General features: G+C 69.1%; 18 protein-coding genes. 3 read left to right on the top strand and 15 right to left on the bottom strand.

Translation table 11 applies throughout. The annotated features are described in order from the left end of the window. The 7 genes from ACWEKR_RS19740 to ACWEKR_RS19770 all read right to left on the bottom strand — a co-directional run. The coding region (locus ACWEKR_RS19740; RefSeq protein ID WP_452355704.1) for a hypothetical protein at window positions 1–227 on the bottom strand (227 nt) is incomplete at its 3' end. Between the two features lie 124 nt (window positions 228–351). Continuing rightward, entirely contained in the window at window positions 352–552 is a 201-nt protein-coding gene (locus ACWEKR_RS19745; protein WP_452355705.1) for a DUF6186 family protein, read from the bottom strand. Continuing rightward, a complete protein-coding gene (locus ACWEKR_RS19750) occupies window positions 549–953 on the bottom strand; it encodes a hypothetical protein (RefSeq protein ID WP_452355706.1) in 405 nt (134 codons plus the stop codon). Before ACWEKR_RS19750 ends, ACWEKR_RS19745 begins: the two co-directional genes overlap by 4 nt. 105 nt (window positions 954–1,058) lie before the next feature. Continuing rightward, window positions 1,059–1,664, bottom strand: a complete 606-nt coding sequence (locus tag ACWEKR_RS19755; RefSeq protein WP_452355707.1) for a TetR/AcrR family transcriptional regulator — start codon at window positions 1,662–1,664, stop codon at window positions 1,059–1,061. Next, window positions 1,651–2,517, bottom strand: a complete 867-nt coding sequence (locus ACWEKR_RS19760) for an alpha/beta fold hydrolase (protein ID WP_452355708.1) — start codon at window positions 2,515–2,517, stop codon at window positions 1,651–1,653. The genes ACWEKR_RS19755 and ACWEKR_RS19760 overlap by 14 nt, the downstream gene beginning before the upstream one ends. 80 nt (window positions 2,518–2,597) lie before the next feature. Next, complete coding sequence (locus tag ACWEKR_RS19765; RefSeq protein WP_452355709.1) at window positions 2,598–2,864, bottom strand: hypothetical protein; 267 nt, start codon at window positions 2,862–2,864, stop codon at window positions 2,598–2,600. Window positions 2,865–3,744: 880 nt separating this feature from the next. Then, the gene (locus ACWEKR_RS19770) at window positions 3,745–4,485 is read right to left on the bottom strand and encodes an MSMEG_1198 family transcriptional regulator (RefSeq protein WP_452355710.1); all 741 of its coding nucleotides are present in this window, start codon (window positions 4,483–4,485) and stop codon (window positions 3,745–3,747) included. 550 nt (window positions 4,486–5,035) lie between these two features. On the opposite strand from ACWEKR_RS19770, the gene ACWEKR_RS19775 reads away from it, so the two are divergent. Then, window positions 5,036–6,463, top strand: a complete 1,428-nt coding sequence (locus ACWEKR_RS19775) for an amidase (protein ID WP_452355711.1) — start codon at window positions 5,036–5,038, stop codon at window positions 6,461–6,463. 215 nt (window positions 6,464–6,678) lie between these two features. After that, on the top strand, window positions 6,679–6,801 hold the full coding sequence (locus tag ACWEKR_RS19780) for a hypothetical protein (RefSeq protein WP_452355712.1): 123 nt from the start codon (window positions 6,679–6,681) through the stop codon (window positions 6,799–6,801). A 313-nt stretch (window positions 6,802–7,114) separates the two neighbouring features. On the opposite strand, the gene era is transcribed toward ACWEKR_RS19780, so the two are convergent. From era to ACWEKR_RS19810, 6 genes are all read right to left on the bottom strand, one after another. Next, window positions 7,115–8,032 carry a GTPase Era gene (gene era, locus ACWEKR_RS19785; RefSeq protein WP_452355713.1) on the bottom strand — a complete coding sequence of 306 codons (918 nt, stop codon included), beginning with the start codon at window positions 8,030–8,032 and terminating at the stop codon, window positions 7,115–7,117. Continuing rightward, entirely contained in the window at window positions 8,025–8,411 is a 387-nt protein-coding gene (locus ACWEKR_RS19790; protein WP_452355714.1) for a cytidine deaminase, read from the bottom strand. Before ACWEKR_RS19790 ends, era begins: the two co-directional genes overlap by 8 nt. Beyond that, the gene (locus tag ACWEKR_RS19795) at window positions 8,408–9,772 is read right to left on the bottom strand and encodes a hemolysin family protein (RefSeq protein WP_452355715.1); all 1,365 of its coding nucleotides are present in this window, start codon (window positions 9,770–9,772) and stop codon (window positions 8,408–8,410) included. Before ACWEKR_RS19795 ends, ACWEKR_RS19790 begins: the two co-directional genes overlap by 4 nt. Next, a complete protein-coding gene (gene ybeY / locus ACWEKR_RS19800) occupies window positions 9,769–10,323 on the bottom strand; it encodes an rRNA maturation RNase YbeY (protein ID WP_159845072.1) in 555 nt (184 codons plus the stop codon). The genes ACWEKR_RS19795 and ybeY overlap by 4 nt, the downstream gene beginning before the upstream one ends. Window positions 10,324–10,385: 62 nt before the next feature. After that, complete coding sequence (locus tag ACWEKR_RS19805; protein ID WP_159845429.1) at window positions 10,386–11,447, bottom strand: PhoH family protein; 1,062 nt, start codon at window positions 11,445–11,447, stop codon at window positions 10,386–10,388. Window positions 11,448–11,598: 151 nt separating this feature from the next. Then, a complete protein-coding gene (locus tag ACWEKR_RS19810) occupies window positions 11,599–12,504 on the bottom strand; it encodes a LysR family transcriptional regulator (RefSeq protein ID WP_452355716.1) in 906 nt (301 codons plus the stop codon). 97 nt (window positions 12,505–12,601) lie between these two features. Between ACWEKR_RS19810 and ACWEKR_RS19815 the strand changes: the two genes are divergently transcribed. Further along, the gene (locus tag ACWEKR_RS19815; protein WP_452355717.1) at window positions 12,602–13,843 is read left to right on the top strand and encodes an MFS transporter; all 1,242 of its coding nucleotides are present in this window, start codon (window positions 12,602–12,604) and stop codon (window positions 13,841–13,843) included. A 154-nt stretch (window positions 13,844–13,997) separates the two neighbouring features. Here ACWEKR_RS19815 and ACWEKR_RS19820 read toward each other — a convergent pair whose 3' ends face one another. Both ACWEKR_RS19820 and dnaJ read right to left on the bottom strand, forming a co-directional pair. Next, window positions 13,998–14,738 (bottom strand): 16S rRNA (uracil(1498)-N(3))-methyltransferase, encoded by a 741-nt coding sequence (locus ACWEKR_RS19820; RefSeq protein ID WP_452355718.1) that lies wholly within the window; start codon window positions 14,736–14,738, stop codon window positions 13,998–14,000. After that, window positions 14,739–15,890, bottom strand: a complete 1,152-nt coding sequence (dnaJ, locus tag ACWEKR_RS19825; RefSeq protein ID WP_195087001.1) for a molecular chaperone DnaJ — start codon at window positions 15,888–15,890, stop codon at window positions 14,739–14,741. Window positions 15,891–16,019 lie beyond the last annotated feature (129 nt).

Below are 16,019 nucleotides of genomic sequence, written 5' to 3' on the forward strand. Positions count from 1 at the left end.
CGTTTGCGCGACCGCCGCTTGCTCCTTCGTCGCGTACGCGGCGGCCGCGCAAACGCGAGCCGGGCCGCGAACGGCGGATGCTCGGTCTCGCTTCGCTCGAAAAACGTGGTTGCGGTGCGCTGGGCGCGTCGGTATTCCAGCCCATGGCTGAAGGCATGCTGTTCGGTGTGGCTGCCTGCATGAGCCTCGCCGCCGCACGACAGCAACGCGAACACCAGGCGGAGCACGCTCAGCCCATGCTCGGTCTGGGTTGGCTCGCTGCGAGGCGATGGGCGCATCGGTATTCGAATCCGCCCGCACGGCACGCGGTTCAGCACAGGCAGGTCGGCCTCGCGCGGCCGCAGACCGGGCTCACCTGGCCAGGAAGTGCCAGCCGAGCCACGCCCACACGAGCACGGCGAGGATTCTCGTCGTGCGGGTGCCGGTCAAATAGGCGATCGTCTCCCCCAGCGCGGCGACCGAATCGCGGCGCAGCCGCGTTACCGACAACGCGACGAGCGCGGCCGCCAGGATCAGGGCGAACCCGAGCAGGACGACGGCTCGATCGCTCATCTCGACACCAGCCACCACCCGGCGGCCAGCCACACCAGCCATCCGGCGAACCGCAACGGCCACTGTTCGAGGGCCGGATCCAGCAGTGTGGACAAGGTCGGGTGCTCGTGGCTCGGCCGATTCAGGGCGGGCTGGCGCAGGAGGGCGTAGAGCTCCCATGCCGACGCCGCGACCAGCAGCGCCGACCACATCGCCAGGCCGCGCCCGAGCCGGGCGGTACGCGGAAGCCGCACGATTCGCCCGCGGAACGTCAGCACCATCGCGCCCAGCGCCGCCACCGCCACCAGCGCGGTCGCCGGCCAGCTGAACGGCCGGGTCGCGGCGCCGGCCGTCGCGAGCACCAGCCCCACGGCCAGCGGTGTCACGCGCGTCCGGAGTCGACGCGCCGATTGCTCTGTCACATGCGCAGGATAAGACCACAGGACGTCGTATCGATGCAGGCAGCGACCATCTACGGAGGCGTCGAGCGAGGCCGCGAGTTCCCGATCGTCGCGACCCGGCTCGTTTCAGCCGTCGGCGCGCAGGAGCCCCGAGATGAGCAGCAGGACCGATTGCTGGGTCTGCGCGCGGGCGAGATCGGGGTCCTCGGCGTGCGCGACGATCAACGCGGCCTCACTGATCACGCTGACGACGAGCTGGGCCACGACGGAAACGGGGGCGTCCGCGATCAACCCGGCGTCGCGGGCGCGCTCGAGTTGCGTGGTGATCAAGCCGAGCCCGTGCGCGGATTCGAATTCGCGCCAGGCCTGCCAGCCGAGCACGGCGGGTGCGTCGGTGAGCGCGATCCGCAGCATCGCGGGGCGCTGGCAGATCTCCAGGAACAGCCCGAGCCCCGCGGCCATTCCGGCCATCACGTCCGCGGAACCGACCGCGGCGATGGCGTTTTCGATCTCCTCGGTGATCTCGACCTCGATCTGTTCCAGCACCGCGAGGAACAGTCCGCGTTTATCGCCGTAGTGGTGGTGCAGCGCGCCTCGGGTGACGCCCGCCTCGGTCACCAGTTCCTCGGCGGAAGTCCCCGCGAAGCCGCGCTCGGTGAACAAACGGCGTCCCGCCTGTTCGAGCGCGGCCTTGGTTGCGCGAGAGCGGTCTTCCTGGCTACGGCGTGGCATGCAGCCGAGTGAACTCCAGGATCGATTCGGCGAGCAACTCGGGCTGGTCCTCCGGCACGAAGGTGTACGAGTCGTCGATGAGCGTCAGCTGCGCGTTCTGCAGATCGTGGGCCAGGCGTTCGGCGAACGACAGCGGGAACAGCCGGTCCTCTCGCGCCCAGGCCAGCAGTACCGGGATGTCGACGCCGACGAAGTGGCGGGCGGCAGCCAGGGTGTAGCGGCGATGCGCCGACTTCAGGAAGCGCCGCAGATCTTTCCGGATCGCGGCGGAGTTGCGGCTCGGCAGCAGGTAGGAGTCCACGATTTCGGGCGGGACGGGCCGTTTGGTGACCCAGCCGAATGCCAGCGGAAGGCGGTGCAGCGCCCGGATGCGCAATGCCTCGGTGAGAGGGCGTAACGACCCCGGGATCTTCGCCAGCAGGGGCAGCGCGGTGAACGGCTGCGGCAGAAAGCTTTCGTAGCTGTCCACCGAGACCAGAACGACGCGGCCGACGCGGGACCGGTCGCGGGTCAGCAACACCTGGGTGATCGCGCCGCCGGTGTCGTTGGCCACCAGAGTGACGTCGGTGAGGTCGAGACGCTCGAGGAACGCGGCGATGAGATCGGCGATCCCCACGGGGGTCAGTTCCGCGTCCGGAACGGGGATCTCGTGCGAGCCGAGTGGCCAGTCCGGCGCCAGACAGCGGTATCCGGCCGCGGCGATCGTGGGCACCACCTTGCGCCAGAGGTCCGCGTTGACGAGCAGGCCGTGCACGAAAACGACCGGAGCGCCCTCCCCCGTCTCGTGATAGCGAATGCGGCCGCCGGGCAGGTCCACTTCGTGGGTGCGGCCGAGTGCAGTGCTGGTTGCCATGGGTCCTCCCGGAGATCGGCGGTACTGGACCACTGTTACATACATACCGTATGTATGTCTACTGCTTTTGCTGGCCCCGGTCAGCCGAAGACCGCCTTGACCGCGGCTTTCGATGCCATCACCGCCGTCGCCAGGGAGGCGACGCCCGCGACCGACTCCCCCACCGCGTGCAGACCGCCCGTGAGAACGATCCGGTTCGGCCGCTGCTTGGCCGCCTCGGCCGCCGCCCGCCGCGTCATCTCCTCGATGAGTTGCCGGTCGGCGAGTTCCGCCTCGCACCGACTGATCCGGTCGAGTAGGTCGCGCAGCGAGGAACGCAGCTCCTCGAGCGCCTTCGCAGTGGTCACGGCGTCGTTTCCGAGCCGCCGCCGACGGGCGTGCGCACCACGGTTGCGGCAGCACGCGGAGCCATTGCGGTTGGACTGCTGACACTCGGCGCATCGCACCTCGCCAGCCAAGCATCCGGCTCGTCCCGAGCCGAGCGGAATCCCGCTGCCGTGCCAAGTCTGACCGCCCGCCACCGCACCGGGGTTCTTTTCGGCCGGGCACGAATCCTCATCGGCAAGATCTTGCCGACCCGCGGGTGCCAGGGATTCGTCGGCAGCGCGGAACTCCACCTCACCCAACTCGTTCACCGCTCCTGCGCACGGGGCGGGTCGCCGCCATCTACGCGCGGGTGCGGGCGCCTACTGCTCGCCGGGGAGCGGACCGGGTGGTGCGGGCCTGGGCGACGGACGTGGACGCGGTCGCCGCCGAACGCTGTGACAGCGGCAGCGAGCCGAGCAAGATCTCGCACTCGCTTGCCGCACCGAGGCAAGCATCGGGGAGAAACCCTGGAGACGCGGCTATCAAGTACCCGCCGAGCCATTCGGAGTGCCAGATCCGGCGTCGACGACCTCCCCGGGACCGTCTCAGCGCGGTCCATACTTGGTTTCTGTTCCATCCGTCGGTCGACGCGACAGAGAAGTTTCCACGAGGCTCACGAGAACGGAACGATTCATGCGACTTCTCGTCGCCCGCGACCGAGCGGACGTTGTTCGTGTGCCCGCCGACGCCGGTGATTCGGATCTGGTGATCGCGGGCGATCACACCCGCTGCCGCCTTCCGCCGGTGCGGATACAGGCGCGCTATCCGGTCGGCGGGTGCCGCAGGAAAGGGCATGCGGACGTTCTGGCGCGCCGCCGAGCGCCGATGCGGAACCTCGCACGCCCGGAACCGACCGCACCGTCAGGTGTAGCGCGGACCGAGGACATCGGCATGACCGTTCCGGCGGCACCAACTGATCAGGTAATGCGCGTGCTCACCGCACCAGCGGAACACCACGCCCTGGGTCAACGGCGTGCCCTCGGGCAGTTCCTTTCGAGCGAGGATGATCGGCCCGATATAGGTGTTGGTCGCTTTGTTCGCGGTGTTCGAACCGACTCGGGCGACTTGCGCCAGGGAGTTGTAGTCCCATGCCGATTTGGCGGCGATCGCACCGGCCAATCGGCCCGCGGTCTCGCCGCGCTGTTCGGTGAACAGCGCGCCCAATGCGGGCGGCCCCTGCAGCGGCGGCGCGATCTGCGCGCTGCGGCCGGTGGCGGCGCGCTGGATGGCCTCGAGCAACGCGGGCACGCCGGATGATTTGTCGTAGAACTCGGCGATCTCGGCCGCGCGCAGCCGGGCCTCGTCGAGATGATCGCTCTCCATACTGTGCCCTTGAGCCGCGAGCAGAACCTCGCTCTGCCGTTTGGTGTCCCGGAGCAAGTCGAGGACATCCAAACCGTCGAACCGGTATTCCATTTCGGGCTTGTTCCAGATCAGATCCGAGATGACCACATCGAACCGAAAACGTCCCACGATTTGACTGCGCACCTCGTCGACATCGGAAGCGACCGCGACCGTCGATGCCGGAAAATAGTGCGACAGCGTGGGCGCGATGATTCCGCCCAGCGGCGAGGCGACGAGTACTCGTAAGCTCGGTTCCATAGCGCGATCTTCATCGCTGCCGATACACGTCGGCAAGACGTCGAACGTCTATCGAACCAGTAGGTTTCGTAACTCGCAGAGAACTTGCGATCGGTCCCGAACGCCGCCCCCGCGACGACGCCGATCATCCCCTATACGAACGCCACGAGGGGAACAGGGGCAAGATCTTGCCGGACATCGAGCGTCCCGCGGTCGAAACCGATTCCACTGTCGAAAGATGCGAATAACGCGCAAGTCTCTCCCGCCGGCCGTTCTGGTCTCCACCTCAGCGGCCTTCCTCGTCATGGGTCTGCCGACGGCGACCGTCAGCGGCACGATCGGCGGCATCAACAGCGCTTCGCCGGTAGGGTGTGGGTCCAGGCCGACATAAAGAGGTTCTCGGTGGCGGCGTTCAACGCTCGTCGGCCGAATGTTCGGCAGGCCCGACCTCACCCAGGGGGTGCCGTACGGCGAATGCAAGCGCATTCGCTGACCTGAGCTTTGGGCCCGACCTGGACGACCGACCAACTTCGCGCTACCGTCTGATACACCACGACGAGACGGAGCTCACATGACGGTGTCCGATCCTGCCCGTGTCCCCGGCACTCGGGAGCTGGGACTGGCCGAACTGGCGGCTGCCATCGCCGACGGCGCGATGACCTCGACCACGGCGGTCGGCGGCGCACTGGACCGGATCGACGCGACGCAGAGCACGCTCAACGCTTTCCGTATCGTGCGCCGGGAGCGGGCGCTGGCCGAGGCCGCCGAGGCCGACCGGCGGCTGGCCGCGGGTGAGCGACTGCCGCTGCTGGGCGTGCCCGTCGCGGTGAAGGACGACACGGATGTCGCGGGTGAGCCGACCGCGTTCGGCTGCGGCGGCGATTTCGCACCCAAGGCCCAGGACGCGGAATCGGTGCGGCGCCTGCGTGCCGCGGGCGCGGTGATCGTCGGCAAGACCAATACCTGCGAGCTGGGACAGTGGCCGTTCACCAGCGCCGCGTGGTTCGGCCACACCCGCAACCCCTGGGACCGCACCCGGACGCCGGGCGGCTCCTCCGGCGGGGCTTCGGCGGCCGTCGCGGCCGGACTGGTTCCGGCCGCTCTCGGTTCCGACGGCGCGGGCTCGATCCGCATTCCCGCCGCGTGGACGAACCTGGTCGGCATCAAACCGCAGCGCGGGCGAATCTCCACCTGGCCGGAGCCCGAAGCGTTCTACGGGCTCACCGTCAACGGGCCGCTGGCGCGCACCGTCGCGGACGCGGCGCTGCTGCTGGACGCGGCGGCCGGTCCGCATCCAGGCGATCTGCACACGCCGGAACCGATCACCGCGTCGGATGCCGTCGGCCGGGATCCGGGGAAGCTGCGGATCGCTCTGTCGCTGCGTATTCCCTTCACCGCGACCAGAACGGCGCTGGACCCCGAGGTCGAGCAAGCGGTGCGCCGCACCGCCGATACGCTGCGCGCGCTCGGGCACAGCGTGACCGTGGCCGACCTGCATTACGGCATCCTGGTCGGCGCCTCCTTCCTACCGCGTTCGCTCGCAGGCATCCGGCGGGTTCAGACGCGGATGCCCGGCCTGAAGGTCGATCCGCGCACCACCACCAATGCCCGGATCGGGCGCGTGCTCGACGGTCCCGCGCTCTACGCGGCGCGTCACCTGGAACCATTGCTGCACAGTCGGATCGGCCGCTTCTTCCGCGACTACGACGTCGTCCTCGCCCCCACCACCGCCACCGCTGCGCCACGCGCCGAAGAAATCGACGGCATCGGCGTCAACGCCACGAACAATCTCATCACCGCCGCCTGCCCCTACACCTGGCCCTGGAATGTTCTGGGCTGGCCGAGTATCAACGTCCCCGCAGGCTTCACCGACACCGGCCTCCCCGTCGGCGCCCAACTGATGGGCACGGCGAATTCCGAACCGCTCTTGATCTCCTTGGCCGCCCAACTCGAATCCGAACTCCAGTGGCACCGCCACCGCCCCGACCCGTGGTGGTGACCTGAACCGATCCGGCTCCGGCCGAGGCGATTCCGCATCAGTCGGCGCACGCACGAATCCCTGCCGGATCATGCTCGGCATCCGTCGGCGCGATGTACCTTGTGAACGCGCCGAGTCCCCGCATATTTCGGTATGGCCGCCGCAGAACCCACGCCGGTTCCACTGCGCCGATGCCATCTCCCCTCGGCCGGACCGTGGAGCGAGAGGAGCGCCCGATGGCCGACCGTCACCTGGTGGCCGTAGCTGTCCTGCTCCGGCACGACGGCATCCGGGGCACGGCCGACAGCCGCTGGTCACCCGGTCACCCGGACGTCGGCGACGGGATCAGGCGAAACTGAGGAAGCTGCGGCGACCAGGCCGTGCGTGTCTTGCTGACCAGATCCGAATTGATCGCACGGGCATACGCTCGATTCGCCCAGCACTCGAGCAACGAAATCAGGAGACTGGCGACAGCTGACGCCGAACACGGCGTCAGCCCCTTCGCCAGGGAAGCCTCGGGTGCGGCCAACCATCACCAACCCCGACGTCGGCTCCAACCGTCTCACCACCGACGAGGCCATCCGAACATTTCTGGCCACATGAGCAGAGCACCAGCGGCACGGTCGCACAATGGCCGCTTTCCCGGTTGCTTCGCGCACGGTTTCGAACCGCTCAGAAACCCAGTTTGCCCAGCTGTTTCGGATCCCGCTGCCAGTCCTTGGCCACCTTCACGTGCAGGTTCAGATAGATGCGGGTGCCGAGGATGTGTTCGATCTGTTTGCGGGCGTTGGTGCCGACCTCTTTCAGCCGGGAGCCGCCCTTGCCGATGACGATGGCCTTCTGGCTGGGACGCTCGACGTAGAGCAGGGCGTGGACGTCGAGCATGTCCTCGCGATCCTCGTAGGGCAGGACCTCCTCGATGACGACGGCCAGCGAGTGCGGCAGTTCGTCGCGGACACCCTCGAGCGCGGCTTCGCGGATGAGCTCGGCCATCAGCGTTTCCTCGGGCTCGTCGGTGAGTTCGCCGTCGGGGTAGAACGCCGGGCCCTCCGGCATCTTCGAGGCGATGACGTCGACAAGCACCTCGACCTGCTCGCCCTCGACCGCCGACACCGGCACCACATCGGCCTCGGGGCCCAGGAGCTGAGACACGGCGAGCAGTTGCTCGGCGACCTGGTCGCGGCTCACCTTGTCGATCTTGGTGACCACCCCGAGCAGCGTCGTCTTCGGCGCCATCTGCTTGATCTGCTGCACGATCCAGCGGTCACCGGGACCGATCTTCTCGTCGGCCGGGATGCACAGCGCGATCACGTCGACTTCCGAATACGTGTCGCGCACCAGGTCGTTGAGCCGCTGACCGAGCAGGGTGCGCGGGCGGTGCAGGCCGGGGGTGTCGACCAGGATCAGTTGCGCGTGCTCGCGGTGCACGATGCCGCGAATCGTGTGCCTGGTCGTCTGGGGACGCGAGGAGGTGATCGCGATCTTCGCGCCGACCAGTGCGTTGGTCAGCGTCGACTTGCCGGTGTTCGGGCGACCGACGAAACAGACGAAGCCGGAACGGAATTCGCCCTTGCCCTGTGCCTCAGCCACCGCGGACCTCGCCGGAGTCGGCGCTCACGGCGTCGGCCGCATCCGCGGAGTCGTCGACGACCTCGAACACCGCGCCGTCGCGATCGGTGAAGATGATCCGCGCCTCCGCCGACACCTCCCGCACCGCGGTCACCCCGAAGTCGGACAACTTCCCGCCGACCACGGCAGCCGCCTCGAATCCCTCGGCGCCGCTGGACAAGGCCGCGGCCACGGCGGCCTGCAGCGCCGTCAGCCGCAGCGCGGTCAGCGTGACCTCGCCGGCGGCGTAGGTGCGTCCATCGGTGTCCCGGATCGCCGCTCCGCTCGCTCCACCGGTGCGGCCGAGCGCGCCGCGGGCCAGCACCACCAGCTTGTTGTCCTCGGCGTCCAGTTCGGTCATTCGCTGTCTCCGTCCTCGTCGCGATCGGCAGGGATCTCCCGCTCCGATCCGTTGGCCTTGCGCTTGCCATTGGGATTGTCCCCGTTGGGCTTCCCGGCGGGGACCTTCTCGCGCGCTTTGCGTACCACCACGGTGTTCACCCGCATCCGGCCGCGCGCGTCCGGGCCGCCCTCACCGCGCAGCACCAGCCCGTGCGCCTCGACCTTCGATCCGGGCAGCGGCACCCGGCCCAGCTCGTGTGCGAGCAGGCCGCCGACGGTGTCGACGTCCTCCTCCTCGATCTCCAACCCGTACAGCTCCCCGAGATCCTCCACCGGCAGCCGGGCCGACACGCGGTAGCGCCCGTCGCCGAGATCCTCGATGGGCGGGGTCTCGTCGGTGTCGTACTCGTCGGCGATCTCTCCGACGATCTCCTCGAGCACGTCCTCGATGGTCACCAGGCCCGCGATCCCGCCGTATTCGTCCACCAGCAAAGCCATGTGGTTGCGCCTGCGCTGCATCTCGTCCAGCAGGCTGTCCAGCGGTTTGGAGTCGGGCATGAACACCGCGGGCCGCATCACCTCGCGCACTCGCACCTTGCGGCCGCGCTCGGCGAACGGCACGAGATCCTTCAGATAGACCACGCCGAGGATGTCGTCGACGTTCTCGCCGATCACCGGGATCCGCGAATGCCCGGAGCGCACCGCCAGCGACATCGCCTGCGCCGCGGTCTTGTCCGCTTCGATCCAGACCATCTCCGTGCGCGGCACCATCACCGCGCGCGCCGGTGTGTCGCCTAATTCGAAGACCGACTGGATCATGCGCCGCTCGTCGTCGGCCACCACCCCACGCTCACCGGCCATCTCGACCACCTCGCGCAACTCGATCTCGGAAGCGAAGGGACCGTTGCGAAAACCCTTACCCGGAGTGATCGCGTTACCGATGAGGATCAGCAGCCTGCTCAGCGGGCCGAGCAGCGCTCCGATGAACTGCAGCGGCAACGCCGCGGCCAGCGAGATGGAGTACGCGTGCTGCCTGCCCAGCGTGCGCGGGCCGACCCCGATCACCACGTAGGACACCAGCACCATCACCAGCGCGGTGATCAGCAGCGCCCAGTTCTTCCCCCAGACCGTCATCAGTCCGGCCGCGAGCAGCACCGTGGCGCCGATCTCGCACAGGATGCGCAGCAGCACCATGAGATTCACGTAGCGCGCCCGGTCGTCGACGACCCGGCTCAGCCGCACGGCGCCGGGCCGGTCGGCGCGCACCAAGTCGTCCACCCGGGCAGGCGAGATCGTGTTCAGGGCGGAATCGACGCCGGCGAAAACCCCACCCACGAAGATGAGCAGGACCGCCAGCAGAACGAGGGTCAGGGAATTCACGCGGGACCCAGGGAGTCACCCGGTGTGGTGAAGCCCGCCTTGCCCAGCAACCGCGCGTCGCGTTCGGCCAGCTCGGCGCGCCGCCGAGCCTCCCGCAGGCTCTCGTACCACTCCTCGAGCAGCCGAGCCTGCAGGGCGAACATCTCCTTCTCCTCCTCCGGCTCGGCATGGTCGTAGCCGAGCAGGTGCAGGACGCCGTGCACGGTGAGCAGGGCGAGTTCGTGATCGAGCGAATGCCCCGCCTTGCGCGCCTGTCCGGCGGCGAACTCCGGGCACAGCACGATGTCGCCGAGCATGGACGGACCGGGTTCGGGACTGTCGGGCCGCCCGCCCGGCTCGAGTTCGTCCATCGGGAAGGACATGACGTCGGTCGGGCCGGGCAGGTCCATCCAGCGCATGTGCAGGTCGGCCATTGTGTCGAGATCGACGAGCACCATCGACAGCTCCGCCGCCGGGTGGACGTCCATCCGGGCGATCACGAACCGTGCGACGCTGACCAGCTCTTCTTCGGGTACGTCGATACCCGACTCGTTGGCGATCTCGATGCTCACCCGAACAGCCTACGATCCCCGCGATCGCGTCGGCGGAGCGGAGCCCCGCCCGGCGAGACGAGTTATCGCCGGTCCGACCGGCCGGCCGCGCGGCGCTGCGCCCGATTGCCGCCGTAATGCGGGGCGACCGGCGGCCGCGCTTCGGCTTCGAAGCGGTCGTAGGCGTCGACGATGTCCGAGACCAGCCGGTGGCGGACCACATCGCTGCTGGTCAGCTCCGCGAAGTGGATGTCATCGATCTCGGTGAGGATCTCGCTGGCGGCGCGCAGACCGGACCGCGCGCCGGTCGGCAGATCGACCTGCGTCACGTCACCGGTCACCACGATCTTCGAGCCGAACCCGAGGCGGGTCAGGAACATCTTCATCTGCTCGGCGGTGGTGTTCTGTGCCTCGTCGAGGATGATGAACGAGTCGTTCAGCGTGCGCCCGCGCATGTAGGCCAGCGGCGCGACCTCGATGACACCGGCCGCCATCAGCTTCGGAATGGCCTCCGGATCCATCATGTCGTGCAGCGCGTCGTACAACGGCCGCAGGTACGGATCGATCTTCTCGTTCAGCGTGCCGGGCAGGAAGCCGAGCCGCTCCCCCGCCTCGACCGCGGGACGGGTGAGAATGATCCGGTTGACCTGCTTGGATTGCAGCGCCTGGACCGCCTTCGCCATCGCCAGATAGGTCTTGCCGGTACCGGCGGGGCCGATGCCGAACACGATGGTGTTGGCGTCGATCGCGTCGACGTAGCGCTTCTGGTTCAGCGTCTTGGGCCGGATGGTCTTGCCGCGCCGGGACAGGATGTCCAGGCTGAGCACCTCCGCGGGGGACTCGCTGGAGCCCTCGGTGAGCATCGAGACGGTGTGCCGCACGGCTTCCGGAGTCACCACGCGGTTGCGGCCGGTGAGCGCGACCAGCTGCTCGATCACCCGCTCGGCGAGCGCGACGTCGGCCGCCTTGCCGGTGAGGGTCACGGAGTTGCCGCGGACGTGGATGTCCGCGTCGAGCAGCGTTTCCAGTTCACGAAGGTTCTGGTCGGCCGAACCGAGGAAGGGGAACACGGATTCTGGAGCGAGTTCGATGCTCGAGCGCACGGTGCGCGCTGCGGGACCCGAACCGTTGTCGCCGGCGCCGATGCCTGCCGCTGGGGTGGACGGGTCGCCGATCTCGCCTTGTGTTCTCAAAAGTGGCTATAGCCTGCTTTCCGGTCTCGACTGCTGTGTTGAGAAAAGTTTAACGCGCCCCACCGACACCGCCCAGTGAATAAGCCGCGGGCAGAACCGGCCCTCACGGAATTCCCCCACGCCGCCGCGCCCAATCCTCGGTGAAGTCACGAAAGCGTCGCACCGCGTCCGGCGGCGTCGCCGCGGCGGGCCAGACCAGCCCGACCGAGCGCGCGGCGCCCGCGTCCGCCAGCGGCACCGTCACCGGGCCGGACAGCGGCCCCGCCGACAGCGGGTCTTCCTGCGGCAGGATCGCCACCCCCAGGCCGGCCGACACCAGCCCGGCCACGGTGACGAGATCACTGGACTCGAACGCGATGCGCGGCCGGATGTCCGCCGCGGCGCACAGCTCGTCGAAGATGCGCCGCATCCCGAACCCGTGGTGCATGGTGACGAACTCCTCGTCCGCCACCTCCGCGAGCCGCACCTGCCGCCGCCCGGCCGACCGGTGATCCGGCGGCACCGCGAGAACCAAGGGCTGGCGCAGCACGACGTGCCAGCCGACGCCGGCGACGGCGGGGCGCGGCGAGACGATGCCCAGATCGGCCGCGCCTTTCAGCACCCGCTCGGTCACCGCTGCGGCCGCCCCTTGCCACAGGGTGACGGTGATCCGGCCGGAGACCCGCCGGAAGCCGCTGATCAGCTGCGGTACCAGGGAGCCGCCGAAAGAGTGCTGGAACGACAGGCGCACGACGCCCCCGGCCGGGTTGGCTCGATCGGCGAGCGCCTGTTTCGCGGCGTCCAGTTCGGATCGGGCGCGCCGGGCGTGCTCGTAGTAGATCCGGCCGTACTCGTTGAGGGTGATCCGTTTGCCGTGCCGATCGAACAGTTCGACTCCCACCCTCCGCTCCAAGCGGGCCAGCATGCGCGAGAGGGTCGGCTGCGCGAGGTGCAGGCGATCCGCCGCCGCACCGACCCGCTCCAGTTCGGCGAGTGTCGTGAACCACTCCAGATCCTCGCCCAGCACCATCCCACCTCGGTATATGCGTTCAGAGAATGAACTTCACCTCCATTATTCATTTCCTTCGAGATGTCCCGGCTGGCGATGCTGGACCAAAGGAGGAGCCATGACCACGACCCGGATCGAAGCGAACGTCGCCCACGAACGCAGGATCACCGTCGCGCTGTTCGCCGCCGGTCTGACGACCTTCGCCTCCATGTACAGCGCCCAAGCTCTGCTGCCGAGCCTCTCGGCCGCGTTCGGCGCGACGCCCGCGCGGGCCGCGCTGGCGGTGTCGCTCACCACCGGCTTCCTGGCGCTGGCGATCATCCCGGTGAGCGCGCTCTCGTCACGCATCGGGCGGACCAGGGTGATGGTCGGATCCGCCGTCACGGCGGCGGCGATCGGGCTGTTGCTGCCGTTGAGCCCCTCCCTGGACCTGCTGCTCGCCGGACGCGCGCTGCAGGGCATCGCGCTGGCCGGCGTCCCCGCGGTGGCGATGGCCTATCTGGCGGAGGAGATCGGCGCGGACGGGTTGGGCGCCGCGATGGGCATCTACGTGGCGGGCACCACGATCGGCGGGCTGGCCGGGCGGTTGATTCCGGCGTTCACCCTGGATCTGGCGTCCTGGCGGTGGGCGCAGGCCGCGGTCTCCCTCGCCGCCGTGGCCTGCACCGTGTGGTTCGTCCGCCGGCTGCCGCCCTCGCGCGGCTTCGTCCCGCGGCCCGCCGGATTCCGGACCGTGCTCGGCGACCTCGGCCGCCAGATGCGCCATCGCGGCCTGCTCGCCCTGTTCGGGTTGGCGTTCGTGCTGATGGGCGGGTTCGTCTCGATGTACAACTATCTCGGTTACCGGCTGACCAGCGCGCCGTTCGGGTTGCCGGAAGCGCAGTCCGGTCTGGTGTTCGTGCTGTATCTGGCCGGAACGGCGGCCTCGGCGGCCGCCGGCCGCTCGACCGATCGGCTCGGCAGGCCGGGCGTGCTCGCGATGTCGCTGGTCGTGATGACGATCGGGCTGATGATGACGATTCCCGACCACATCGGCACCGTGGTCCTCGGCGTCTTGCTCTTCACCGCGGGCTTCTTCGGGGCGCACACCGCGGCCAGCGCGTGGGTGGGGGCGATGGCCCAAGGCGATCGAGGCGCGGCCTCGTCGCTGTATCTGTTCGCCTATTACCTCGGCAGCGCACTCGTCGGCGGAGCGGCCGGGATCCCCTACGTTCGCGCCGGGTGGCTCGGCCTGGTCTGCGGTATCGGATTGCTGCTGGTCATCGCGGCGCTGCTGCTGTGGGTGTCGCACCGAGCGCACCGCGGTGCGGCGACAACGCGTACCGGTAGCGCGCTGGAAACGGCAACCAGCGAGGTTTGAGCTGGTCGCAGCCTCCTGTCGAGCACGGCGACTCCGGCGTCCCGGCGCGGCGGCGAGGTGCGGGTGGCCGTTCGGTCTACGGCGCGCCCCCGCGTGCCGGTCGAGCGCAGGACGGATGCGACGCCTCGGCAGAGACGCGAGAAGACCTGGTAGTTCACCAGCGGGGGGTCAGAGCGCCGAGAGCGCCGAGCGCGACCGCCGCCGCGGTGGAGGTTCGCAGCACCGTCGGACCGAGCAACGTCACCTCCGCACCCGCCTCGGCCAAGGCGGTGAGTTCCGCGTCGTCCAGCCCGCCTTCGGGGCCCACCACGAGCACGACGCGGGTCGCATCGGCGAAGGGCAGCGTGCTGAAACGGGTGGCACCGGATTCGTGCAGCGCCGCGACGATCGCGCCGTCGGCCTTCGCCTCGCGAATGAACTCCAGTACGTCCTTCGTGCGGTGCAGGTCGGACACGTCCGGGATGTAGGCCCGGCGGGACTGGCGGGCGGCCGAACGGGCAGCTGCCCGCCATTTCTCCACGCCTTTGGCCGCTTTGCCCTCCCAGTTCGCGACGCAGCGCGCGGCCTGCCACGGCACGACGGCGTCCGCGCCCGCCTCGGTCATCAACTCGACCGCCAACTCCGAACGATCGGACTTCGGCAGCGCCTGTACGACGGTGACCGGCGGGGCGGGCGGGGCCGCCAGCACCCGGGTGCGCACGGCCAGATCGAGCCGGTCGCGTTGCGCGGCGACGACTTCCGATTCGGCGAACACGCCGCGTCCATCGGAGAGGGTGATCGGCTCGCCGACCCGGATGCGACGCACGGTGGCTGCGTGCCTGCCCTCCGGGCCGTCGAGCACCGCGACCGCGCCCGGCTCGGGCACCTCGTCGAGGTAGAAGACCGTCGCGGCCACCTAGCGCCCGCTGAACGAGGCGCGCAACCGCGCGAACAAACCGCTGTTGTGCTCGGACTGCGCCGACATCACCTCGGCGCGCTCCCGCTCGCGCAACCCTTTGTACTTGCGCAGCAGTTCGGTCTGCTTGCTGTCCAGCTTGGCCGGGATCACGATGTCCAGGTGCGCGAGCAGGTCGCCGCGCGCGCTGGAGCGCAGCCGCGGCATGCCGTGCCCGCGCAGCACCGAGATCTCGCCGGGCTGGGTGCCGGCCGGAATGGACAGCTCGGTCGGGCCGTCCAGGATCGTGTCGATCACGACGGTGGTGCCCAGCGCCGCGTCGACCATCGGCACCCGGATCGTGCAGTGCAGATCGTCACCGTCGCGGACGAAGACGTCGTGCGGCTGCTCCACGATCTCGACATACAGGTCGCCCGCGTGGCCGCCACCCGGACCGACCTCGCCCTGCGCGGCCAGCCGCACCCGCATGCCGTTCGCGACGCCCGCGGGAATCGGGGCGGCGATCTCGCGGCGCGCCCGCACCCGGCCGTCGCCACCGCACTTGTGGCAGGGGTCCGGAATCGTCTCGCCCGCGCCACGGCAGGTGGGGCACGGGCGCGAGGTCAGCACCTGGCCGAGGAAGGACCGCTGCACGGACTGCACTTCGCCTGCGCCGCCACAGGTTTCGCAACGCACCGGCTTGGAATTGCCGTTGGTGCCGGAACCCTGGCAGATGTCACACAGGATCGCGGTGTCCACGGTCAGGTGTTTGGTCACGCCGACCGCACACTCGGCCAGGCTGAGCCGGGTGCGAATCAGCGAATCGGCGCCGGGCTGGACGCGGCCGCGCGGCTTGCGCGCACCGGCCGATCCGCTCATGCCGCCGAAGAACGCCTCGAACACGTCGCCGAGCCCGCCGAAGCCCGCGCCGTTGAATCCGGCCCCGCCGCCGCCGGATTCCAGCGGGTCGCCGCCCATGTCGACGATGCGCCGCTTCTCCGGATCCGACAGCACCTCGTAGGCGGTCGACACTTCCTTGAACTTGGCCTGCGCCGCCTCGTCGGGGTTGACGTCGGGGTGGAGCTCACGCGCCAGCTTGCGGTAGGCCCGCTTGATCTCCTGATCGGTCGCGTTCTTCGCGACGCCGAGCAGTCCGTAGTAGTCCCGTGCCACTTGAGTTCTCTAGTCCTTGGTCGTTCTCGACAGTGCCGCCGGTGCCGGCGACGCGTGCGAGGCGCGCAGGCAACAGCATTAGTCTTGTGCACTCAACTTTATCCGGCCGAAGGGTCGAGCGTAGCAGTG

This window comes from Nocardia sp. NPDC004573 (assembly GCF_053602135.1).

Excerpts from the sequence above, each read along its gene's own strand:
- ACWEKR_RS19745 (WP_452355705.1), bottom strand. The coding sequence starts at position 552 with ATGAGCGATCGAGCCGTCGTCCTGCTCGGGTTCGCCCTGATCCTGGCG.
- ACWEKR_RS19755 (WP_452355707.1), bottom strand. The coding sequence starts at position 1,664 with ATGCCACGCCGTAGCCAGGAAGACCGCTCTCGCGCAACCAAGGCCGCG.
- ACWEKR_RS19760 (WP_452355708.1), bottom strand. The coding sequence starts at position 2,517 with ATGGCAACCAGCACTGCACTCGGCCGCACCCACGAAGTGGACCTGCCC.
- ACWEKR_RS19770 (WP_452355710.1), bottom strand. The coding sequence starts at position 4,485 with ATGGAACCGAGCTTACGAGTACTCGTCGCCTCGCCGCTGGGCGGAATC.
- ACWEKR_RS19775 (WP_452355711.1), top strand. The coding sequence starts at position 5,036 with ATGACGGTGTCCGATCCTGCCCGTGTCCCCGGCACTCGGGAGCTGGGA.
- ACWEKR_RS19780 (WP_452355712.1), top strand. The coding sequence starts at position 6,679 with ATGGCCGACCGTCACCTGGTGGCCGTAGCTGTCCTGCTCCGGCACGAC.
- ACWEKR_RS19790 (WP_452355714.1), bottom strand. The coding sequence starts at position 8,411 with ATGACCGAACTGGACGCCGAGGACAACAAGCTGGTGGTGCTGGCCCGC.
- ACWEKR_RS19810 (WP_452355716.1), bottom strand. The coding sequence starts at position 12,504 with ATGGTGCTGGGCGAGGATCTGGAGTGGTTCACGACACTCGCCGAACTG.
- ACWEKR_RS19815 (WP_452355717.1), top strand. The coding sequence starts at position 12,602 with ATGACCACGACCCGGATCGAAGCGAACGTCGCCCACGAACGCAGGATC.